The 21,511-nt window shown below is 71.5% G+C and carries 17 protein-coding genes; 4 read left to right on the top strand and 13 right to left on the bottom strand.

Features of this window, described 5'->3' with window-relative positions; translation table 11 throughout:
* Window positions 1–148 precede the first annotated feature (148 nt).
* The 4 genes from OO68_RS22500 to bldG all read right to left on the bottom strand — a co-directional run bounded on the left by OO68_RS22500 (window position 149) and on the right by bldG (window position 4,507).
* A complete protein-coding gene (locus OO68_RS22500) occupies window positions 149–739 on the bottom strand; it encodes a small secreted protein (protein ID WP_174569450.1) in 591 nt (196 codons plus the stop codon).
* A 192-nt stretch (window positions 740–931) separates the two neighbouring features.
* On the bottom strand, window positions 932–3,337 hold the full coding sequence (locus tag OO68_RS22495) for a sodium-translocating pyrophosphatase (RefSeq protein ID WP_033310207.1): 2,406 nt from the start codon (window positions 3,335–3,337) through the stop codon (window positions 932–934).
* 271 nt (window positions 3,338–3,608) lie between these two features.
* Complete coding sequence (locus OO68_RS22490) at window positions 3,609–4,043, bottom strand: ATP-binding protein (RefSeq protein WP_033310205.1); 435 nt, start codon at window positions 4,041–4,043, stop codon at window positions 3,609–3,611.
* Between the two features lie 122 nt (window positions 4,044–4,165).
* Window positions 4,166–4,507, bottom strand: coding sequence for an anti-sigma factor antagonist BldG (bldG, locus tag OO68_RS22485; RefSeq protein ID WP_003991900.1), 342 nt, complete (start codon window positions 4,505–4,507; stop codon window positions 4,166–4,168).
* Window positions 4,508–4,585: 78 nt separating this feature from the next.
* On the opposite strand from bldG, the gene OO68_RS22480 reads away from it, so the two are divergent.
* Window positions 4,586–7,114, top strand: coding sequence for a DEAD/DEAH box helicase (locus tag OO68_RS22480; protein WP_078625408.1), 2,529 nt, complete (start codon window positions 4,586–4,588; stop codon window positions 7,112–7,114).
* On the opposite strand, the gene OO68_RS44285 is transcribed toward OO68_RS22480, so the two are convergent.
* From OO68_RS44285 to ssd, 7 genes are all read right to left on the bottom strand, one after another.
* A complete protein-coding gene (locus tag OO68_RS44285; protein ID WP_078625419.1) occupies window positions 7,005–7,370 on the bottom strand; it encodes an Rv3654c family TadE-like protein in 366 nt (121 codons plus the stop codon). The two genes, OO68_RS22480 and OO68_RS44285, sit on opposite strands and share 110 nt — an antisense overlap.
* Before the next feature lie 326 nt (window positions 7,371–7,696).
* Window positions 7,697–8,056, bottom strand: coding sequence for a TadE family type IV pilus minor pilin (locus OO68_RS22475; protein WP_033310201.1), 360 nt, complete (start codon window positions 8,054–8,056; stop codon window positions 7,697–7,699).
* A complete protein-coding gene (locus tag OO68_RS44280; protein WP_078625407.1) occupies window positions 8,043–8,252 on the bottom strand; it encodes a DUF4244 domain-containing protein in 210 nt (69 codons plus the stop codon). The genes OO68_RS22475 and OO68_RS44280 overlap by 14 nt, the downstream gene beginning before the upstream one ends.
* A gap of 77 nt (window positions 8,253–8,329) precedes the next feature.
* Window positions 8,330–9,121, bottom strand: coding sequence for a type II secretion system F family protein (locus OO68_RS22465; RefSeq protein ID WP_033310200.1), 792 nt, complete (start codon window positions 9,119–9,121; stop codon window positions 8,330–8,332).
* Window positions 9,118–9,990 (bottom strand): type II secretion system F family protein, encoded by an 873-nt coding sequence (locus tag OO68_RS22460; protein WP_033310198.1) that lies wholly within the window; start codon window positions 9,988–9,990, stop codon window positions 9,118–9,120. Before OO68_RS22460 ends, OO68_RS22465 begins: the two co-directional genes overlap by 4 nt.
* Window positions 9,974–11,200, bottom strand: coding sequence for a TadA family conjugal transfer-associated ATPase (locus OO68_RS22455; RefSeq protein ID WP_033310196.1), 1,227 nt, complete (start codon window positions 11,198–11,200; stop codon window positions 9,974–9,976). Before OO68_RS22455 ends, OO68_RS22460 begins: the two co-directional genes overlap by 17 nt.
* The gene (gene ssd, locus OO68_RS22450; RefSeq protein WP_033310195.1) at window positions 11,197–12,309 is read right to left on the bottom strand and encodes a septum site-determining protein Ssd; all 1,113 of its coding nucleotides are present in this window, start codon (window positions 12,307–12,309) and stop codon (window positions 11,197–11,199) included. Before ssd ends, OO68_RS22455 begins: the two co-directional genes overlap by 4 nt.
* A 574-nt stretch (window positions 12,310–12,883) precedes the next feature.
* Here ssd and OO68_RS22445 point away from each other — a divergent pair.
* Window positions 12,884–13,717, top strand: coding sequence for an HAD family hydrolase (locus OO68_RS22445; RefSeq protein WP_033310194.1), 834 nt, complete (start codon window positions 12,884–12,886; stop codon window positions 13,715–13,717).
* A gap of 335 nt (window positions 13,718–14,052) precedes the next feature.
* Here OO68_RS22445 and OO68_RS22440 read toward each other — a convergent pair whose 3' ends face one another.
* Window positions 14,053–14,877 (bottom strand): Fic family protein, encoded by an 825-nt coding sequence (locus OO68_RS22440; protein ID WP_033310193.1) that lies wholly within the window; start codon window positions 14,875–14,877, stop codon window positions 14,053–14,055.
* Window positions 14,878–14,966: 89 nt separating this feature from the next.
* Window positions 14,967–16,232: a polysaccharide deacetylase family protein gene (locus OO68_RS22435; RefSeq protein ID WP_033310191.1), complete on the bottom strand. Its 1,266-nt coding sequence runs from the start codon at window positions 16,230–16,232 to the stop codon at window positions 14,967–14,969.
* Between the two features lie 291 nt (window positions 16,233–16,523).
* Here OO68_RS22435 and OO68_RS22430 point away from each other — a divergent pair, with 291 nt between their 5' ends.
* On the top strand, window positions 16,524–18,896 hold the full coding sequence (locus OO68_RS22430; RefSeq protein WP_033310190.1) for a bifunctional SulP family inorganic anion transporter/carbonic anhydrase: 2,373 nt from the start codon (window positions 16,524–16,526) through the stop codon (window positions 18,894–18,896).
* Between the two features lie 512 nt (window positions 18,897–19,408).
* The gene (gene acs, locus OO68_RS22425; protein WP_033310469.1) at window positions 19,409–21,364 is read left to right on the top strand and encodes an acetate--CoA ligase; all 1,956 of its coding nucleotides are present in this window, start codon (window positions 19,409–19,411) and stop codon (window positions 21,362–21,364) included.
* Window positions 21,365–21,511: the final 147 nt, after the last annotated feature.

The following is a 21,511-nucleotide window of genomic DNA, read 5'->3' as shown; positions in this document are numbered from 1 at the left end:
CGCCGCACGTGCCCGTGCGGCGATGCGCACGCGTTCGCCACGTACGGCGATGCGCACGCGTTCGCGCCGTACGGCACATCGGACACCGGCGGTCACCTACGGCTCAGCCGTCGCGCCCGCGTGCCTGCACGGCCCGCCGCTCGGGGCCTCAGCTCTGCGTGGCCCCTGCCGACGCCGTGGCCGCCTTGCAGCTGGACTGCTTGGCCATCGCCTGGCCGACCTCGCCCTCCTCCAGGTTCCTGAGGGCGTCGTTCCCGCTCTGGCTCAGCTTGTCCAGCTCCGTGGCGATGTCCTTCAGACCGTCGGCGAACTTGCCCTGGTCCTTGGTGTCGAGCCCGTCGACCTGCTTCTTCAGCGAGGCGTACGAGGCGGAGATGGAGTTGAGCTCCTTGACCGCGTCCTGCTGCTTCTTCTCGCCGTTCTCGACGTCCGGGGCCCCGGCCTTGTTCACGGCGGTCCCGATCGCCTTGTAGGCGTCGGACATGTCCTGGAAGGCCTGGGCGTCGGTCTTCTGGACGTCCTCCGGCGTGCTGTTGTCGGAGGTCTCCTTCTGGATCGCGGCATTGGCCGACTCGATCTTCTTGGCCTGCGGCTGTACGGCGTCACAGACCTGCTTGGCCCAGGAGTCCAGCTTCTCGTTGCTGTCGTCGCCGCCGCAGCCCGACAGCGCCAGTACCAGTACCGCACCGCCGGACAGTGCGGCCGCGAGCTTCTTGTTCACCGGTTTGGTCCCTTCCATGGCTCTCGGCCCCGGAACATACACGCCAGATGCACGGCAACCGCACGCCGGACGTCTATTAAGACCGTTTTGTAACCTTTTGCACCAAGCGAGATAAGGCTCACGCGTGAGCGTGTACCCACACAGCGCGGGCGGGCGACGCGTCAACACGCGCCGCCCGCCCGCACCTTGAGCCAGGGCCCGGAAACCTTCCTACGAAACCACCGCCGGATCGGCCGACTTGGGTGCCGAACCGGCGTTGTCCTCGTCACCCATGGCGATACCGCGCCGCTTTGACACGTACACCGCCCCCGCGATCACGAGGAACGCGAGGACGGCGATCAGAATCCGCACTCCGACGCTCTTGTCGGGGCCGTAGGAGAACTTGATCACCGCCGGTGCGATGAGCAGCGACACCAGGTTCATGACCTTCAGCAGCGGGTTGATCGCCGGACCCGCGGTGTCCTTGAAGGGGTCGCCGACCGTGTCTCCGATCACGGTCGCCGCGTGGGCCTCGCCGCCCTTGCCGCCGTGGTGGCCGTCCTCGACGAGTTTCTTGGCGTTGTCCCAGGCGCCACCGGAGTTGGCGAGGAACACCGCCATCAGCGTGCCCGCGCCGATCGCGCCCGCCAGGAACGCGCCGAGCGCCCCGACGCCGAGCGTGAACCCGATGAAGATGGGCGCCATCACCGCCAGCAGACCGGGGGTGGCGAGCTCGCGCAGGGCGTCCTTGGTGCAGATGTCGACGACCTTGCCGTACTCCGGCTTCTCGCTGTAGTCCATGATCCCGGGCTTCTCGCGGAACTGCCGCCGCACCTCGTAGACCACGGAACCCGCCGACCGTGACACGGCGTTGATCGCCAGCCCCGAGAAGAGGAAGACGACCGCCGCGCCCGCGACGAGGCCCACGAGGTTGTTGGGCTGGGAGATGTCCATCATCAGGCTCATCGGGGCGCCCTCCCCGCTGAGTTTCTCGCCCACGTCCCGCGCGCCGGTGATGATCGCGTCGCGGTACGACCCGAACAGCGCCGCCGCCGCGAGCACGGCCGTGGCGATCGCGATGCCCTTGGTGATCGCCTTGGTGGTGTTGCCGACCGCATCCAGGTTGGTGAGCACCTGCGCGCCCGCACCCTCGACGTCGCCGGACATCTCCGCGATGCCCTGCGCGTTGTCGGAGACCGGCCCGAAGGTGTCCATCGCGACGATCACACCGACCGTGGTGAGCAGGCCGGTGCCGGCCAGGGCCACCGCGAACAGCGCCAGCATGATCGACGTACCACCGAGCAGGAACGCCCCGTACACACCGAGGCCGATCAACAGGGCGGTGTAGACGGCGGATTCGAGACCGACGGAGATACCGGCGAGGACGACGGTGGCCGGGCCGGTGAGCGAGCTCTTGCCGATGTCCCGCACAGGCCGGCGGGTGGTCTCGGTGAAGTAGCCGGTCAGTTGCTGGATCACGGCGGCGAGCAGGATGCCGATGGCCACCGCGACGAGCGCGAGGACCCGCGGGTCGCCGTCCTTGCCCAGGATCGCGGCGTCGGTGACCCCGTCGAGCTCGGAGTACTTCCCCGGCAGGTAGACGAAGACGGCCACCGCCACCAGCACCAGCGAGATCACCGCGGAGATGAAGAACCCGCGATTGATGGCGCTCATGCCGCTGCGGTCGGCGCGCCGGGGCGCGACCGCGAAGATGCCGATCATGGCGGTGATCACACCGATCGCCGGCACGAGCAGCGGGAAGCCGAGCCCGGCGTCGCCGAAGGCAGCCGAGCCGAGGATCAGCGCGGCGACCAGGGTGACTGCGTACGACTCGAAGAGGTCGGCCGCCATGCCCGCGCAGTCTCCGACGTTGTCGCCCACGTTGTCGGCGATGGTCGCGGCATTGCGCGGGTCGTCCTCCGGAATGCCCTGTTCGACCTTGCCGACCAGGTCGGCGCCGACGTCGGCCGCCTTGGTGAAGATGCCACCGCCGACACGCATGAACATCGCGATCAGCGCGGCCCCGAGGCCGAAACCTTCGAGCACCTTCGGCGCGTCGGCCGCGTAGACCAGCACCACGCAGGAGGCGCCGAGCAGGCCGAGGCCGACCGTGAACATGCCGACCACGCCGCCCGTGCGAAAGGCGATCTTCATCGCCTTGTGCGAAACGGCGGTCAGATCCTTTTCCGGCTCGCCTTCCGCCGGGGTGGCTTCACGCGCCGCCGCGGCGACACGCACATTGCTGCGCACGGCGAGCCACATGCCGATATAGCCGGTGGCCGCCGAGAACGCCGCTCCGATCAGAAAGAACACCGAACGTCCGGCACGCTGACTCCAGTCGTCCGCGGGCAGCAGCATGAGCAGGAAGAACACGACCACGGCGAATACGCCGAGCGTGCGCAGCTGACGTGCCAGATAGGCGTTCGCGCCTTCCTGGACCGCCGCCGCGATCTTCTTCATGCTGTCGGTGCCCTCGCCGGCCGCGAGTACCTGGCGCACCAGGACGCCCGCGACCGCCAGTGCCGCCAGCGCGACGACCGCGATGACCACGATGAGGACGCGGTTGCCATCGGTCAGCACGGCGGCCGCGAGGTCGGTGGGATGGCCCGACTGTTGTGAGAGGGAAAGCCCCGCCATTCGTCCTCCTTGACGCTTGGGCTGAGCTCAAGATGTGGACGGGATTGTAGGTACCGGAACCTGATCAAAACAGAGCGCGATAAACGGAATTGGACGTCCGAGGTAATGCCCTGAAAGCATTCCGAGGCTGCCGGAGAGCGCGCGAATGATCGTGAACGAATTCACGCGATGAACGGCACAGGAACTACTGTAAAGGCGAGCACTGACACCCGCACATGACGAAGGGCCCCACGGGTGGGGCCCTTCGGACGAACGGTGTGCGGTGGCGGGGTCAGACCAGGATCGTCGGCGGTGGCGTGGTCGGCCAGGTCATCTTGATCAGCCCGCCGTGCTCTCCCGCGCTGACCTCGACGTCGTCGACGAGCCCGCTGATGACCGCGAGGCCCATTTCGTCCTCGTCGGCCTCACCGTCGGGGTCGCCGGGACCGGCGCCGGCACCCTCGCCGGCCACCGCGTGCCGGGCCTCGTCGCCGACCTCGATGGAGAACTGCTTCTCCTCCTCGATCAGCATCACCTTCACCGGTGCCGAGATGCCGCCGATCTGGTGCAGCCCGACGGCCCGGCTGCACGCCTCGCCGACGGCGAGCCTGACCTCGTCGAGGACGGCCTCGTCCACTCCGGCCCTGCGCGCCACCGCTGCCGCCACCAGCCGGGCGGTCCTGACGTGCTCGGGCAGCGCGCTGAAGCGGAGCTCAACGGTGGCCATGCATCCCCCTCGCAACTACGGGCGTGCTGTCGGGAGGCTCCGGGCCGCCGAAAGCCCGGGCCCCCTCGGTCTTGACTTCTGCCGAACGACGGCCGGCCCGGGCGTGTGGCCCGGGTCCGGTGTCAGTCGGTGGCCGCAACCGCTTCCTCGACCGAGGTGTGAATCGGGAACACCTTGGTGAGGCCGGTGATACGGAAAATCTTCAGAATGCGCTCCTGGTTGCAGACCAGGCGCAGGGAGCCCTCATGGGCACGCACGCGCTTCAGGCCGCCGACCAGTACGCCGAGCCCGGTGGAGTCGAGGAAGTCCACGCCCTCCATGTCGACGACAAGGTGGAAACTGCCGTCGTTCACCAGCTCGACCAACTGCTCGCGCAGCTTGGGCGCGGTATATACGTCGATTTCGCCACCGACCCTGACGATCGTGCGATCGCCCATGGTTTCGGTCGACAGGGACAGGTCCACGGATCCTCCAGCACCTTGCTATCGAGCGGTCGCCCTAGGGGCATTCGGCTTCAGCCCCTGGACGCTTCGCCAGCCGCGTTGGCATTCAATCACTTACCGGCAGGCGTGCACGACGCCTTGGCTCCATTGTCCGTCACGCCAGTGACACACTCGGTGCCGATGGCCAAGAATCACCGATCCGATCGAACCCGGACGGACCCTGCCTCCCGACCCGCGCCGGACGCGGTCCTGGACCGGCTCGCGTCCGGTCCGGGCAGGGCTGCGCGCATTACTCATACGGAGCACTTGCCCCCACGTGAGGGTCGGCATGCCGTCTGGCCGGACCGGATCCGCGCCGAGGTGGTCGCGGCCGTGCGAGCCGCGGGCATCGAGCATCCCTGGGCCCACCAGGCGCGCGCGGCGGAGCACGCCCTGGACGGCGATTCCGTCGTCGTCGCCACCGGCACGGCCTCCGGCAAGTCCCTGGCCTACCTCGTGCCGGTCCTGTCCGCCCTCGTGGAGGGCGCACAGGCTCCGAACGGCCGCGGCGCGACCACCCTCTACCTGGCTCCCACCAAGGCACTCGCGGCGGACCAGTGCCGTTCCGTGAAGGAACTTTCACATCCCCTGGGCCATTCCGTTCGCGCGGCCGTGTACGACGGCGATACTCCGTTCGAGGAACGCGAGTGGATCCGCCAGTACGGCAACTACGTCCTGACGAACCCGGACATGCTGCACCGCGGCATCCTGCCGTCCCACCCCCGCTGGTCCTCCTTCCTGAAGTCGCTGAAGTACGTCGTCATCGACGAGTGCCACACCTACCGGGGTGTCTTCGGCTCGCACGTCGCCCAGGTGCTGCGCAGGCTGCGCCGGCTGTGCGCCCGCTACGGCGCGTCGCCCGTGTTCCTGCTGGCCTCCGCCACCGCCGCCGAGCCCGCGGTGGCAGCCCGCCGCCTGACCGGTGTGCCGGTGCTGGAGGTGGCCGACGACGCCTCCCCGCGCGGTGAACTGGTCTTCGCCCTCTGGGAGCCGCCGCTGACCGAGCTGCACGGCGAGAAGGGCGCCCCCGTCCGCCGCACGGCCACCGCCGAGGCCGCCGACCTGCTGACCGACCTCACCGTGCAGGGCGTGCGCTCGGTCGCCTTCGTCCGCTCCCGGCGCGGCGCCGAGCTGATCTCGGTCATCTCCCAGGAGCGTCTGGCCGAGGTCGACCGGTCGCTGGCCGGGCGTGTCGCGGCGTACCGGGGCGGTTATCTCCCCGAGGAACGCCGCGCTCTCGAACAAGCCCTCCATTCGGGTGAACTCCTGGGCCTCGCAGCGACGAACGCCCTCGAACTCGGCATCGACATCTCCGGCCTCGACGCGGTCGTCATCGCCGGCTACCCGGGCACGCGCGCCTCCCTCTGGCAGCAGGCGGGCCGCGCCGGACGGTCCGGGCAGGGCGCACTGGCCGTCCTGGTGGCCCGCGACGACCCGCTGGACACCTTCCTCGTCCACCACCCCGAGGCCCTGTTCGACCAGCCCGTCGAATCGACCGTCCTCGATCCCGACAACCCCTACGTGCTGGCCCCCCACCTGTGCGCGGCCGCCGCGGAGCTGCCGCTGACGGACGAGGACCTCGACCTGTTCGGCCCGGCCGGCGAAGCACTCCTGCCGCAACTGGAGGCCGCGAAGCTGCTGCGCCGCCGCACCCGGGCCTGGCACTGGACCCGCCGCGAGCGCGCCGCCGACCTGACCGACATCCGCGGTGAGGGCGGACGCCCGGTCCAGGTCGTCGAGACCGGCACGGGCCGGCTGCTCGGCACGGTCGACGCGGGCGCCGCGCATTCGACGGTGCACGAGGGGGCGGTCCACCTCCATCAGGGCCGCACGTACCTGGTCAGGTCGCTGGACCTGGAGGACTCCGTCGCCCTCGTCGAGGAGGCCGCCCCGCCCTACTCCACGGTCGCCCGCGACACGACGTCGATCTCCGTCCTGGAGACGGACGTCGAGATCCCCTGGGGCGACGGCCGCCTCTGCTACGGCTCCGTCGAGGTCACCAACCAGGTCGTCTCCTTCCTCCGCCGACGGCTCATCACCGGTGAAGTGCTCGGTGAGACCAAACTCGACCTCCCTCCCCGTACGCTGCGCACCCGCGCCGTGTGGTGGACCGTCACCGAGGACCAGCTGGACCGGGCCCGGATCAACCCCGAGATCCTCGGCGGCTCCCTGCACGCCGCCGAACACGCGTCGATCGGCCTGCTGCCCCTCTTCGCGACGTGCGACCGCTGGGACATCGGCGGCGTGTCGATCCCGCTCCACCCCGATACGCTCCTGCCCACGGTCTTCGTCTACGACGGCCATCCGGGTGGCGCGGGCTTCGCGGAGCGTGCCTTCCACACGGCCCGCACCTGGCTGACCGCCACCCGCCAGGCCATCGCCTCCTGCGAGTGCGACGCCGGCTGCCCGTCCTGCATCCAGTCCCCCAAGTGCGGCAACGGCAACGACCCGCTGCACAAGAGGGGGGCCGTGCGGCTCCTCACGGTGCTGCTGGAGGGGGCTCCCGAGGAGAAGGAGACGGCGGACGAGGCACCTGGGCAGCCTCCGGGAGATCCAGCAGACCCGTCGCAGGCCCCGCCCGGGCCCTGACCTCCGCGGTGAAGGGTCCGCGGCCCGACGCCGCCGTCACGTCCGAGATCTCCCCGGCGACCTCGCACCGCACGAGCCGCACGCCCTGCGCCCGGGCCACCCGGCCGGCCCGGGCACAGGCAGCCGTGCCCCCGTCGGCCCAGTGGTCCGCCGCGGCGAGCGCCGCGAGATCCGCACCGCCCGCCGCACGATGGCGGATGACGACGGCCTGTCCGAGCGCGAGAACGACACCGAACACCACGCACAGAACGGCGATCGCCCCGACACTCCAGACGCTGGCAGACCCCCGGTCCGGGCCGCCTCTCCGGACGCCGGTGGATCTCCGGCCCGAGCCGACACCCTGGACGTCGGCGGACCGCCGGCCCGATCCGGCACCCCGGAGGCCGACCGGCCCCCGTCCCGCGCCGCCACTCCGGACGTCCGTGCCCCCACGGCCCGGGCCGACCCTCCGGACGTCGGTGGACCCCCGGCCCGATCCGACACCCCGAGCGCCCTGCTCGGCGTCGACCGGCCCCCGGCCCGAGCCGGCACCCCGGACGGCGGCCGATGCCCGGTCCCGCTCGGGATTCCTTCGGCGCCGTCTCACCGGCCCACCGCCTCCTCCGCCGAGGCCACGGCCTCCTCGCGCACGGTGAAGGACAGCCCCCGCAGCACCGGCGGCTCCGCCACGACGACCACCCGCACGTGCTGGGCGTCCCGGCTGACGGTCACCTTCGCGCCCGGCGGCGCCGCCTCGCGGGTCAGCTTCACGACCGTCCCGGGCGGGTCCTGCCGGGCCGCCGCACGCGCGCCCGTCCGCGCCGCGTCCACGCACTGGATCTGCGCGGCCACGACCAGCAGCCCCCACACCAGCGCCATCGCGAACATCACCAGAACGGGCAGCACCACGGCCGACTCCGCCGTCACGAACCCCCGGTCCGCGCCCCGCTCACATCCGCGCATTGAGGGCTTCCTTCACGATGTTCTGCAGCTCCGCGCTGACCGGGCCGCTCGTGACGACCTTGTAGAGCACCACCGCGAACGCCACCGCCGCGACGATTCCCATCGCGTACTCGGACGTCACCATCCCCGCGTCCCTCCGCGCCGCACGCATCCCGCACACCAGGGCACGCAGCCCTGCCCGTACCGCCTGATACATCTGAACCCCCGTGGGAAAGTCCGAACTCCTGTTGCTGACAGCTCACTGCTCACTGCTTCCGGCCGTTCGCCGCGTCATTAACCACCCCCTCCGAGCACTCCGTCCGCGAGCCCGATCACCACGGGCAGCACGCCGACCGTGATGAACGCGGGCAGGAAGCACAGCCCGACCGGCGCACTGACCATCACGCCCGCCCGCCGGGCCCGGGCCGTCGCGGCTCGGCCCCAGTCGGCCCGGGCCTCCGCCGCGAGCCGCGCGACCGGTACCGCGGCGGGCAGTCCGGACACATCGGCCCGTTCCAGCAGCCGGGCCAGACCTCCGGCGCCCGGGACAGCACCCAACGTCCGCCAGGCGGAGCCCGGTTCGCCGCCCAGCCGTACCTCAGCCGAACCCCGGGCGAGGGCATCGCCGACCGGGCCGCCCAGGGCCTCACCCACCGCCTGCGCGGCGATCACCGGGCCGGCGCCCGCGGTGATGCAGGCTGCCAGCAGGTCGGCGGCCAGCGGCAGCTGACGCGCGGCCTCGGCGAGGTCGGGCGCCCCAGGGTCCGCGCCGGGCGTCTCCTGTCTGAGCCGCCACCGCCACAACCCCACCGCGCCCACCAGTCCCACCGCTGCGCCGGTGAGGCCCCCGGCAAGCACCCATCCGGCGCACGCCACGCCCACAGGGGCCAGCCACGTCCGCGCGGCCCCACACCATGCCCGCCGTGAGACGGCAACAGCCGCTTCCCGGACTCCCGGCAGCCCGGCCAACCGCCGGCGCATCCTCCGGCGGCGTCGAGCCTCCACCACCCATCGCGCCGGCCAGGCGCAGGCCAGCACGATTCCCACGGCCACCCCCAGCCTGTGGACAACTTCTGCGCCGCTCATGTCGCCGCCTCCGCGCCCCGCACGATCCGCTGCACCCACCGCAGCCCCAGGCCCTCCAGCACCCCGCCGGCCACCAGGCAGCCCAGCCCCGCACCGGTGTGCAGCAGGACGTGCAGGGGATCGGCCCCCAGGGCGGTGCCGATGAGAAGCCCCAGGGCCGGCAGCCCGGCGAGCATCACCGCCGTGGCCCGGGCGCCCGCCAGCTGGGCCCGCAGATCGGACCGCTGATCCCGTTCGGCGCGCAGGGCGGTGGCCAGCCGGTCGAGTCCGGCGGCGAGCCCGGCGCCCTGGTCCACGGCGACCCGCCAGCACGCCGCCAGTCCCCGCAGGCCCTCGGCACCCGGTTGCCGGGCCGCCGTGGCGAGCGCGTCCGGCACGTCACCGCCGAACCGTGCCGCCGCCAGCACCGTCGCCTGCGCGTCCGCGAGCCCGCCGCAGTCCCGCGCGGCCCGCAACAGCGCCTCTCCCGGCTGGCGTCCGGCCCGTACCTCCCCGGCGAGCGCTGCGCACAACGCGACCACCGCCTCGGCCCGTCGCTCCCGGTCCCGCCGCGCCCGGCCGGCCAGCCGGACCCGCCGCAGCAACGGCACCCCGGCCGCACTCAGGACGGCCGGCAGCACCGACGCCCCGAGCACCGCCAGGACCAGCCCGGCCACCGGTGACCACCACTCGGGCCGCAGCCGCCCACGGACGTGCCGCAGTTCAACGGCCACCCGCCGCCATCCGAGAGGCCCGCTCCCCGAGGCTTCGCCGCTCGTGAGCAGCAGCCGTGCCCGTCGCGCCGCCTCCTGGCGCTCACCCAGCAGCCAGACCGCCGCCCCCACGCATGCAACAGCCGCACCCATCGACATCTCAGGCATCCCCGTCATGACCCGCCCCCTCCACCCCGGCCTCGCCCGGTCCGGTCCCTTTCGCCCCGCCCCGGAGCAGCCCCCGCAGCCGCTCCCACCCCCGCTCACGCACGAACGCCTCCGCTCCCCACCGCAGCGCCGGCACCGTCCGCACCAGGCCCGACGCGTCCCGTTCCAGCACGTGCACCTCGGCGATCCGCCGCCGCCCGGCACGGTCGCGCACCAGGTGCAGCACCACGGAGAGGGCGGCCGCCAACTGGCTGTGCAGCGCGGCCCGGTCGAGCCCGGCGGCCGTGCCCAGCGCCTCCAGCCGGGCCGGTACATCGGCGGCGGCGTTGGCGTGCACGGTTCCGCAGCCGCCCTCATGGCCGGTGTTCAACGCGGCCAGCAGATGCACCACTTCGGGCCCGCGCACCTCGCCCACGACCAGCCGGTCCGGCCGCATCCGCAGGGCCTGGCGCACCAGGTCCTCCAGGGTCACGAGGCCCGCTCCCTCCTGGTTGGCAGGTCTGGTCTCCAGCCGCACGACGTGCGGATGGTCGGGCCGCAGTTCCGCCGAGTCCTCGGCGAGGACGATCCGCTCGTCCGGTCCCACCAGCCCCAGCAGGGCACTGAGCAGCGTGGTCTTGCCGGTGCCGGTGCCTCCGCTGACGAGGAAGGACAGCCGGGCGTCGAGCAGGGCGCGCAGCATGCGGTCCCCGCCCGGCGGCACCGTGCCCGCCGCGACCAGCTCGGCGAGCGTGAAGGCACGCGGCCGTACGACCCGCAGTGACAGGCAGGCGCAGCCCACCGCCACCGGTGGCAGCACCGCGTGCAGCCGGGTGCCGTCGGGCAGCCGGGCGTCGGCCCAGGGCCGGGCGTCGTCCAGGCGGCGCCCGGCCACCGCTGCGAGGCGCTGGGCGAGCCGTCGCACTGCCGCCGCGTCGGCGAAGCGCACCGGCGTCAGCTCCAGTCCCCCGCCCCGGTCCACCCAGACCCGGTCGGGAGCCGACACGAGCACGTCCGTCACCGACGGATCGGCGAGGAGCGGCTCCAGCGGCCCGCTGCCGACCAGCTCGGACCGCAACTGCGCGGCGGCTCCGAGGACTTCGGCGTCCCCGAGGACCCGCCCCTGCTCCCGCAGAGCCTGCGCCACGCGCGCGGGGGTCGGATCGGCCCCGCTCTCGGCCAGCCACCTCCGCACTCCGTCGAGCAGCGCCGCGCCGTCGACTCCGGCCAGGGTGCTCATGCCGTACCCGCCTCGACGAGCGCCCGTTCCCAGAACTGCTTGCAGAACCGGGCGAGCGGTCCGCGGGGAGCGGCGCCCGGTGGTGCCGTGGCGTCGTCCGGGCGCGACAGACCCGGCTCTGCCGGTACCTCGCCGACCAGGGGCAGTCCGAGCAGCCGGGCCACCTCACGGTCGTCGAGCCCCGGTGGGTAGGGCCCGCGGACGGCCACCCGCAGGTCCCGCAGGACCATGCCGACCGCGGAGGCCACCCGGCCGGCCGCAGCGACGGCCCGCAGCTCGGCGGGCACGACCAGCACGCCCACGTCCAGCTGGGTGAGGACCTCGGCGACGCCGTCGTCGATCCGGCGCGGCAGGTCGACCACGACCGTGCCGCCCCGGCGCCGGGCCGCCGCGAGCACCGCCCGCACCGCCTGCGGCGGCACCGCGATCCGGTCGCCGCGGTCCCAGCTGAGCACGCGCAGCGCATGCAGTTCGGGCAGCGACTCCTCCAGGGCGCCCCCGCCGACCCGGCCGCGTGAGGAGGCGAACGCGGGCCAGCGCAGCCCTTCGGCCGTCTCACCGCCGAGGAGTACGTCGAGTCCGCCACCCAGCGGATCGGCGTCCACGAGGAGGGTGCGCAGTCCCTCCCGCGCGGAGGTGACGGCGAGGGCACACGCGAGCGTGGACGCTCCGGCCCCGCCCCGGCCGCCGATGACGCCCACGGTGAGGGCGGGCCGGCCGACGCCCTCGGCCACGTCGGCGATCCGGTCGACCAGCCACTGCTCGCCGTCGGGCAGCATCAGGACGTGCTCGGCGCCGATCTCGACGGCCCGCCGCCACACCCCGGAGTCGTCCTGGTCCCGGCCGACGAGCACCACGCCCCTTCTGCGCACGGCCCCGCGCACCCGCCGCGCGGCGTCGTCGCCGACCAGGACGAGCGGTGCGGCCTCCCAAGTGCCCCTGCGCTCCGGCACCCCGTGGTGCACCTCGGGTGTGGCGCCCGCCGCCGCGCACAGGCGCAGCAGGTCGTCGAGGAGTTCGGTGTCCTCGGTGACGATCAGCGGTCCGCCCTGCCGCCCTCCGGCGCCCGGCGGCGGGTCGTGTGTGACGGTTCCGGCCACGGTTTCCATCCCCCTTCGCTGCATGGCTCGCGCGGCCCTTGCGGCCCCGCGATTCCCAAACGTGGGAAGAACCGGCAAGCGGCCTCCCTGTGAACGGCCGGCAGAAACCGGCCAAACGCCCCCGGGTACTCGGAACCGGCCATGAACTCGCCGCGAGCGGGGCGCGCTGGAATCACGGTGCAGCGATCCCGGAAATCGTGTGGATCTTGGTGGATAACTGTGGACGCCCGGGGGGTTGTGAATATCGCCGTCACCCATACCGGTGAGCCGCTCCGCCCCTCTGTGCGGCTCCCACAGAGCAGCGCGACAGCTACCCAGAGTAATGAATCATGGGCATGCCAAGACTCGCTCCGAAGTCGCACCGGAGCGCCATTCAGGCTGCGAGATGAGGGAGAAAACCCACCCGGACATGCGACGACCCCCGCCGGGGGGGAGAGCGGGGGTCGTCCCCACGGCCGACTCGGGGGGGGAGGAGTCGGGCCGGGTTAGCACGGTCGCGAACGATCCGTGACTTCCATGGTGTACCCGAGAGCCTTCTCAGGCAAACCCACGCGCCCCACCTTACGCCGAATGGGCTGCCCCTATGCTCTGGGGCGTGGAAAACCACTCGTTGCCCCGCACAGCCGCCTTCTTTGACCTGGACAAGACGGTCATTGCGAAGTCGAGCACGCTCACGTTCAGCAAGTCGTTCTACCAAGGCGGTCTGATCAACCGCAGGGCTGTCTTGCGTACCGCATATGCCCAGTTCGTCTTCCTGGCCGGCGGCGCCGACCACGACCAGATGGAGCGCATGCGCGCCTATCTGTCCGCCCTGTGCCGCGGCTGGAACGTGGAACAGGTCAAGGAGATCGTCGCCGAGACACTGCACGACCTGATCGACCCGATCATCTACGACGAGGCCGCCTCCCTCATCGAGGAGCACCACACCGCCGGCCGCGACGTCGTGATCGTCTCCACATCCGGCGCGGAGGTGGTCGAGCCGATCGGCGAGCTGCTGGGAGCGGACCGTGTGGTCGCCACCCGCATGGTCGTGGGCGACGACGGCTGCTTCACCGGTGAGGTGGAGTACTACGCGTACGGCCCCACCAAGGCCGAGGCCGTGCGGGAACTAGCCGAGTCCGAGGGCTACGACCTCAGCCGCTGCTACGCCTACAGCGACTCGGCGACCGATGTGCCGATGCTGGAGTCCGTCGGGAACCCGCATGCCGTGAACCCGGACAGGGCGCTGCGTCGCGAGGCCCTCGCGCGCGGGTGGCCGATCCTGGACTTCCACCGCCCGGTCCGGCTCAAGCAGCGCATCCCCGCGTTCTCCGTGCCGCCGCGCCCGGCGCTCGTCGCGGTCGCCGCAATTGGCGCCGCTGCGGCCACCGCGGGACTCGTCTGGTACGCGAACAGGCGCCGGGCGACGGTGGCTTGACCTGCGGCGGCCGGCCGCCCTATTTGAACCCAAAAGTAAAGAAGTGCAGCCTGGACTTCCGCTTGCTCCGGGGCAGGAGTACAAAGGACTCAACGGCCCGCGAGACCAAGGACATCCGAGAGGATCACCTTTTAACGCATTTGGCCCCACGGACCGAGCATGAACACCGGGCACCCACGCGACGTCGACCCGTCGAATACGGGCCAGCCGCACCAGGTCACGGGCAAAGCTCCCGGCCTGATGGGCATATATCGAGGACGCTTGGTAACCCGATGCTCATGCCAGCGGCGGTACGAGAAATCGTGCCGCCGCATCATTTTTCCGGCCGGGTGATGTCACGCCGCTCCGCGCTGCAGCGCCTCGCACACGGCCATCGACTCGCGGGCTCCCAGTTCGACCGCCCTGCCGCAGTGGGCGATCCAGGCGGCGACACCGTCCGGGGTACCGGAGACGTATCCGCCGAGCGCTTCCAGGTATGCGTCGCGTCCCAGCTCGGCGTGGCCGACCTCGGCCGCACAGACCGACTTCGGGTCCAGGCCGCTGCCGACCAGGACGATGCGTTCGGCCGTGCGGGCGACCAGGCCGTTGTGGGAGGTGAAGGGGCGCAGCGCCAGAAGTTCGCCGTGCACGACGGCGGCCGTCACCAGCGCCGGCGCGGTGCCGCCCGCGATGATCAGGCCGGCCAGTCCGTCCAGCCGGCCGTGTGTCTCGGCGGCGCTCGGCAGCGGCAGTCCGACGAGCGGTTCGTCGACCTGTTCGCCCTCCTTGCGGGGCCGCCCCACCTGGTCACCCTGGTCCGCGGCCGCCACCAGGTGCAGCCGGGCCAGCACCCGCAGGGGCGACTGCCGCCAGATCGACAGCAGCTGGCCCGCCTCCGCGGTGAGCCGCAGGGCGGCGCCCACGACGCGGGCCTCGTCGTCGCCGCTGAAGTCCGTACGACGGCGCACCTCCTCCAGGGCCCAGTCGGCGCCGGACAGCGCGGCCGAGCCGCGGGCGCCGCGCAGGGCCGCCTCCGAGGTGATCGCGTTGCTGCGCCGCCGCATGACCCGGTGCCCGTAGACCCGGTCCACGGCCTTGCGTACGGACTCCACGGAATCGGCCACTCCGGGCAGCGCCCCCAGGGCCGCGAGGGGGTCGGCGGTCGCGCCTGCTGTACTCATGAGTACGACCCTACGCATCCCTGGGCCCGGACCCACGGCGGAGTGGCCTTCTTCACGCGCGCGTGCGCCTGACGGCGTCACTCCCGGGGTTACCCCTTGGCCGCCGGAGGCCCCGGGACGCCCTTGGGAGCGGGGGCGGGCCGGCCCGCCAGGAAAGCCGCCCAGCCCTCCTTGGGCGCTTGGCCGACCTGGAGGGTGCGCAGCTTCTCCAAGGTCTTCGGGTCCTGCGCGTCCAGCCAGTCCACGAGCTGCCGGAACGAGACGCAGCGCACCTCCTCCTTCGTGCACACCGTCTCGATGACCTCCTCGACGGCCCGCATGTAGGTGCCGCCGTTCCAGGACTCGAAGTGGTTGCCGATGATCAGGGGCGCGCGGTTGCCCTGGTAGGCCCGTGCGAAGCCCTTGAGCAGGCCGTCGCGCATCTGGTCGCCCCAGAAGTCGTGCAGGGCGGGGTTGCCCTGGGTCTTGGTGCCCGACTGGTTGACCATGAAGTTGTAGTCCATGGTGAGCTGCTCGAAGGAGTGGCCGGGGAAGGGCACGAGCTGCATGGACACATCCCACAGACCCTGCTTCTTCTTCGGCCAGACCTGGTCGTTCACGCCGCTGGTGTCATAGCGGAAGCCCAGTTCGCGGGCCGCCCTCATGAAGTTGCGTTGGCCTTCGAGGCAGGGTGTGCGGGCGCCGATGAGCTCCTTGTCGTAGTCGAAGGGCAGCGGGGACGCGTCCTTCAGGCCGGCGTTGGTCTTCCAGGTCTTCACGAACTGCTTGGCCTGGGAGATCTCGTCCTTCCAGTCCTCGACCGACCACTCGCCCACACCGCCGCCGCTGCCGCAGAAGTGGCCGTTGAAGTGGGTGCCGATCTCGTTGCCCTCCAGCCACGCCAGGCGCAGCTGTTTCGCGGTGGCGGCGATGCCGCGGCGGTCGTTGAAGCCGATGTCGGAGCGCCCCGGGGAGTGCTGCGGCGGCCGGTACCGGTCGCGCTTGTCCTCGGGCAGCATGTACACGCCGCTCAGGAAGTACGTCATGGTCGCGTTGTTGTCCTTGGCGACCTTGCGGAAGTGGGAGAACAGCTTCTGGCTGTCCTCGCCCGCGCCGTCCCAGGAGAAGACGACGAACTGCGGGGGCTTCTGGCCGGGCCGCAGGCGTTCGGGGCGGGGCAGGTGCGGCTGGGCGCCGGTGTAGGCGGTGGAGCCGTCCCCGATCAGCCGGACCGCGCTCTTGGGCGCCTGCGCCGGCGTCGCCTTCTGCGGGTCGGGAGTCTTCTGCCGGGGGGTGCCGGTCGCGCAGCCGGCGAGCGATGCGGCGCAGACCGCGGCGATCACGGAACTCGCGGCGATCCTGTGGGTGGCGGCCATGTTCCGTCCACCTTCTTCCTTCTCTCGGGTGCGGACAGCGCCGCCAAATTCGCACGAGACAGAGAAGGAATTAGTACGACAAGCCGATCAAATAGCCACTTCACTCTTCAGGGTGATCTATTCACCCATTTGCCCGTAAAGTCTATGCTCGTCCTTTACTCTGCATTACGATCCGTTTACCGAGCGTTGATTCATCCCGCCGATTTACACCGTGACCGCCGCGACCGAACCCCGCCCCGAGCGGGGCCCCACAGTTACGCGACCGCGCAGCCCCGGAGGAGACGGGAAGCCATGTCAGCCTGCGTCCCCACACGCGCCACCGACCCCAACCGAACCGAACGCACCCATCCGCCCCACAGTCCGCCGCCACCCGGGCCCCGCCGGTTCCGGATCGCGGGTGCCGATGTGTCGGCCTCGATCGCGGTCTTCCTGATCGCCCTGCCCCTGTCCCTGGGCATCGCCCTCGCCACCGGCGCCCCCCTCCAGGCCGGCCTCGTCGCCGCGGCCGTGGGCGGACTGGTCGCCGGGCGGCTCGGCGGCTCCCCGCTCCAGGTGAGCGGACCGGCCGCCGGCCTCACGGTTGTCACCGCCGACCTCATCCAGCGCTACGGCTGGCGGACGACCTGCGCCATCACCGTCCTCGCCGGCCTCGCCCAACTGGGCCTGGGCTGCCTGCGCGTGGCCCGTGGCGCGCTCGCCGTCAGCCCCGCCATCGTGCACGGCATGCTCGCCGGGATCGGCGTCACCATCGCCGTCGCCCAGCTGCACATCGTGCTCGGCGGCACACCGCAGAGCTCCGTCCCGGACAACCTCCGCGCGCTGCCCGCACAGCTGGCGGGCATGCGGCCCGCGTCGGTGTCCGTGAGCGTGCTGACCCTGGCGCTGCTGCTGCTCTGGCCGAGACTGCCCGGCCGGGCCGGACAGCTTCTGCGCAAGGTGCCGGCCGCGCTCGTCGCCGTCGCCGGAGCCACCGCGGCCGCCGCCCTCGCCGGGCTCCGTCTGCCCAAGGTCGACCTGCCGTCCTGGAGCAACCACGCCCTGGCCGGACTGCCCGAGGGCCCCGTGCTCGGCCTGGTCGCCGCCGTGCTCACCACCACGCTGGTGTGCAGCGTGCAGTCGCTGCTCGGTGCCGTCGCCGTGGACAAGCTGGTGGCCGCCCGCCCGGGCAACCTGTCCGCACGGGTCGGGCGCTCCCGCCTCGACCGTGAACTGCTCGGGCAGGGCGCCGCCAACATCGTCTCCGGCTCGCTCGGCGGATTGCCCATCGCCGGTGTGGCCGTGCGGAGTTCGGCGAATGTGCACGCGGGTGCCGTCAGCCGGAACTCCACGATGCTGCACGGCGTTCTCGTAGTGATCGCCGCGCTGCTGATGGTCCCGATCCTGGAGTTCATCCCGCTCGCCTCGCTCGCCGCCCTGGTGATGGCCGTCGGCATCCAGATGGTTTCCCTGAACCACATCCGCACGGTGACCCGCCACCGGGAAGTCTGGGTCTACGCCGTCACCACCCTCGGCGTGGTCTCCCTGGGCGTCCTGGAGGGCGTGGCGCTCGGCATCGCCATGGCCGTCGGCGTCGCCCTGCACCGCCTCACCCGCACCCGCATCACGCACGAGGAGAAGGAAGGAGTCCATCACGTACACGTCAGAGGGCAGTTGACGTTCCTTGCGGTGCCGAGGCTCAGCCGGACCCTGCATCTCGTGCCCCACGGTGCCGACACCATCGTCGAGCTGGACGGGTCGTTCATGGACCACGCGGCGTACGAGACGCTGCAGGACTGGCAGAAGACGCACACCGCGCAGGGCGGCTCGGTCGAGATCACCGGCCGGCATCCCGGCACCCGCATCTCCGAGCCCCAGTCCGGCAGCGACTGCCGTTGCCGGCCCTGGACGCCCTGGCGCAACCACCAGTGCGACGGTCCTCAGTCCACACCCCCCGCCGAGAAGAACCCGGACGGGTCGGACCGCTCCGAGCCGGACCCGACGGGCCCCGGTGGAGCCAGCGGGCACGAACTGGCGCGAGGCATCAGCGCGTTCCAGCGGAACACCGCGCCCCTGGTCCGCAGCGAGCTGGCCCGGCTGGCGCGTGAGGGGCAGCGGCCTTCGCAGCTCTTCCTGACCTGCGCCGACTCCCGGCTGGTCACGTCGATGATCACTTCCAGTGGTCCAGGCGACCTGTTCGTCGTGCGCAATGTGGGGAACCTCGTGCCCCGCCCGGGCGAGGAGAGCGGCGACGACTCGGTGGCCGCCGCCATCGAGTACGCCGTGGACGTGCTCCGGGTGCGGTCCATCACGGTGTGCGGGCACTCGGGCTGCGGCGCCATGCAGGCGCTGCTCGACTCCGAGCCCGGCGGCGCCCAAACCCCGCTGAAGCGGTGGCTGCGGCACGGGCTGCCGAGCCTGGAGCGCATGGCCGACGCGAGTCTGCCGTGGGGCCGGCTGGCCGGGCGCTCCCCCGAGGACGCGGTCGAACAGCTCTGCCTGACGAACGTCGTCCAGCAGCTGGAGCACCTGCGCGCCCACGACTCGGTCGCCCGGGCCCTCGACAAGGGCGCTTTGGAGCTGCACGGCATGTACTTCCACGTGGGCGAGGCAGAGGCGTATCTGCTCACCGAGACGGAGGCCGGTGGAGTCTTCGACCGCGTACGGGAGTCGGACCTGACGGCGTGAGCCGACGCCGGGCCGGGGTGTGCTCCGGCTCGGCACCGGTTGGGGTGTGCTCCGGCTCGGCACCGGTTGGGGTGTGCTCCCGGTCGAGCCCGGGGGCTCACTCAGTGGCCCGCCGCAGCGGACGGTCCGGGCCAGCTGCTGACAAGATCCTGGAGATCCCCGGGCTGAAGGTCTCCGGCACCTGCTCGCCGCTTCAGCGGACCACCACCACCGGCAGGTTGCCGGCCTCCCGCCCTACCTCAGCGCGCCCCGGCCGAATGCCGACCGCCCGCCTCACCCGACGGCACCATGCGAAGGCGCCACGCCCCCTCCGCTCAGCCGAGTTCCAGGTGACCGGCAGCACACGCAGTGAACTTTCCCTGGTCGGCGTCCGTGGGTACGGATGACCCCGGTCCCCGACAGCACCGTCCGACAGGTCTAAACCAATCGGCGGTCGGCCCTTGTCATCGCACCCCCGGGTCTGATGAGCTGTGGCCTGGGACACAACGGACACCCTGGGAAAGGCAGATGCCGTGAGCAACGAAAGCCTGGCCAACCTGCTCAAGGAAGAGCGCAGGTTCGCACCCCCCGCCGACCTGGCCGCGAACGCCAACGTCACGGCGGAGGCGTATGAACAGGCCAAGGCTGACAGGCTGGGCTTCTGGGCCGAGCAGGCCCGTCGGCTGACCTGGGCCAAGGAGCCCACCGAGACGCTCGACTGGTCGAACCCACCGTTCGCCAAGTGGTTCAAGGACGGCGAGCTCAACGTCGCCTACAACTGCGTCGACCGGCACGTCGAGGCCGGGCAGGGCGACCGGGTCGCCATCCACTTCGAGGGCGAGCCCGGCGACAGCCGCGCCATCACCTACGCCGAGCTCAAGGACGAGGTCTCCAAAGCGGCCAACGCACTGCTGGAGCTGGGAGTTCAGGCCGGGGACCGGGTCGCCGTCTATATGCCGATGATCCCCGAGACGGCGATCGCGATGCTGGCCTGCGCCCGGATCGGCGCCGCGCACTCCGTCGTCTTCGGCGGCTTCTCCTCGGACGCGCTCGCCACCCGCATCCAGGACGCCGACGCGCGCGTGATCATCACTTCCGACGGCGGCTACCGGCGCGGCAAGCCGTCCGCGCTCAAGCCGGCCGTCGACGAGGCCGTCGAGAAGGCGGGCATCGTCGAGCACGTCCTGGTCGTGCGCCGCACGGGCCAGGAAGTCGCCTTCACCGAAGGCCGCGACGTGTGGTGGCACGACCTGGTCGGACGGCAGAGCACCGAGCACACCCCGCAGGCGTTCAACGCCGAGCACCCGCTGTTCATCCTCTACACCTCGGGCACCACGGGTAAGCCGAAGGGCATCCTGCACACCTCCGGCGGCTACCTCACACAGACCGCCTACACGCACCACGCGGTCTTCGACCTCAAGCCGGAGACGGACGTCTACTGGTGCACGGCCGACGTCGGCTGGGTCACCGGCCATTCGTACATCGTCTACGGCCCGCTCGCCAACGGCGCGACGCAGGTCATGTACGAGGGCACGCCCGACACCCCGCACCAGGGCCGCTTCTGGGAGATCGTCCAGAAGTACGGCGTGACGATCCTCTACACCGCGCCCACCGCGATCCGTACGTTCATGAAGTGGGGCGACGACATCCCGGCCAAGTTCGACCTGTCCAGCCTGCGCGTGCTGGGCTCGGTGGGCGAGCCGATCAACCCCGAGGCGTGGATCTGGTACCGCAAGAACATCGGCGGCGACCGCACCCCGGTCGTCGACACCTGGTGGCAGACCGAGACCGGCTCGATGATGATCACCCCGCTGCCGGGCGTGACCGCGACCAAGCCCGGCTCGGCACAGACGCCGCTGCCCGGCATCTCCGCGACGGTCGTCGACGACGAGGCGGGCGAGGTGCCCAACGGCGGTGGCGGCTACCTCGTGCTGACCGAGCCGTGGCCGTCGATGCTGCGCACCATCTGGGGCGACGACCAGCGCTTCATCGACACGTACTGGTCGCGCTTCGAGGGCAAGTACTTCGCCGGTGACGGCGCCAAGAAGGACGACGACGGCGACATCTGGCTGCTCGGCCGGGTCGACGACGTCATGCTCGTCTCCGGGCACAACATCTCCACCACCGAGGTCGAGTCGGCCCTCGTCTCGCACCCGTCGGTCGCCGAGGCGGCCGTGGTCGGCGCGGCGGACGAGACGACCGGGCAGGCGATCGTCGCGTTCGTGATCCTGCGCGGTACGGCCTCGGAGACCGAGGACCTGGTCGCCGAACTGCGCACGCACGTCGGCAACACCCTCGGCCCGATCGCCAAGCCCAAGCGGGTCCTGCCGGTGGCCGAGCTGCCCAAGACCCGCTCCGGCAAGATCATGCGCCGTCTGCTGCGCGACGTGGCCGAGAACCGGCAGCTGGGTGACGTCACGACGCTGACCGACTCCACGGTCATGGACCTCATCCAGTCCAAGCTGCCCGCCGCGCCCAGCGAGGACTGATCGCGGCACCGGCATGACGGAACCGACGGCGGGCACCCGATCATCGGGTGCCCTCCGTGAGCGCGCCCCGGCGGCGGCGAAGACCACCGGATGCGCGCTGCTGTACGTTTACCTAAACTAAGCAAAACAAGTGTTCCAAGGTGCGCC

It is taken from the genome of Streptomyces iakyrus, from assembly GCF_000717055.1.
In the GTDB taxonomy this organism is placed as follows: Bacteria; Actinomycetota; Actinomycetes; order Streptomycetales; family Streptomycetaceae; genus Streptomyces; species Streptomyces iakyrus.
The sequence above is the reverse complement of the archived record's forward strand: the minus strand, read 5'-3'. Positions and strand labels throughout refer to the sequence as shown.

Bases quoted from the DNA above. Each gene is read 5' to 3' on its own strand.
- OO68_RS22430 (WP_033310190.1), top strand. From the start codon at position 16,524: ATGTCAGCCTGCGTCCCCACACGCGCCACCGACCCCAACCGAACCGAA.
- OO68_RS22435 (WP_033310191.1), bottom strand. From the start codon at position 16,232: ATGGCCGCCACCCACAGGATCGCCGCGAGTTCCGTGATCGCCGCGGTC.
- OO68_RS22455 (WP_033310196.1), bottom strand. From the start codon at position 11,200: ATGAGCACCCTGGCCGGAGTCGACGGCGCGGCGCTGCTCGACGGAGTG.
- OO68_RS22440 (WP_033310193.1), bottom strand. From the start codon at position 14,877: ATGAGTACAGCAGGCGCGACCGCCGACCCCCTCGCGGCCCTGGGGGCG.
- OO68_RS22475 (WP_033310201.1), bottom strand. From the start codon at position 8,056: ATGCGCGGATGTGAGCGGGGCGCGGACCGGGGGTTCGTGACGGCGGAG.
- OO68_RS22490 (WP_033310205.1), bottom strand. From the start codon at position 4,043: ATGGCCACCGTTGAGCTCCGCTTCAGCGCGCTGCCCGAGCACGTCAGG.
- OO68_RS22465 (WP_033310200.1), bottom strand. From the start codon at position 9,121: ATGAGCGGCGCAGAAGTTGTCCACAGGCTGGGGGTGGCCGTGGGAATC.
- OO68_RS22445 (WP_033310194.1), top strand. From the start codon at position 12,884: ATGCTCTGGGGCGTGGAAAACCACTCGTTGCCCCGCACAGCCGCCTTC.
- ssd (WP_033310195.1), bottom strand. From the start codon at position 12,309: ATGGAAACCGTGGCCGGAACCGTCACACACGACCCGCCGCCGGGCGCC.
- OO68_RS22500 (WP_174569450.1), bottom strand. From the start codon at position 739: ATGGAAGGGACCAAACCGGTGAACAAGAAGCTCGCGGCCGCACTGTCC.
- OO68_RS44280 (WP_078625407.1), bottom strand. From the start codon at position 8,252: ATGTATCAGGCGGTACGGGCAGGGCTGCGTGCCCTGGTGTGCGGGATG.
- OO68_RS22495 (WP_033310207.1), bottom strand. From the start codon at position 3,337: ATGGCGGGGCTTTCCCTCTCACAACAGTCGGGCCATCCCACCGACCTC.
- OO68_RS22460 (WP_033310198.1), bottom strand. From the start codon at position 9,990: ATGACGGGGATGCCTGAGATGTCGATGGGTGCGGCTGTTGCATGCGTG.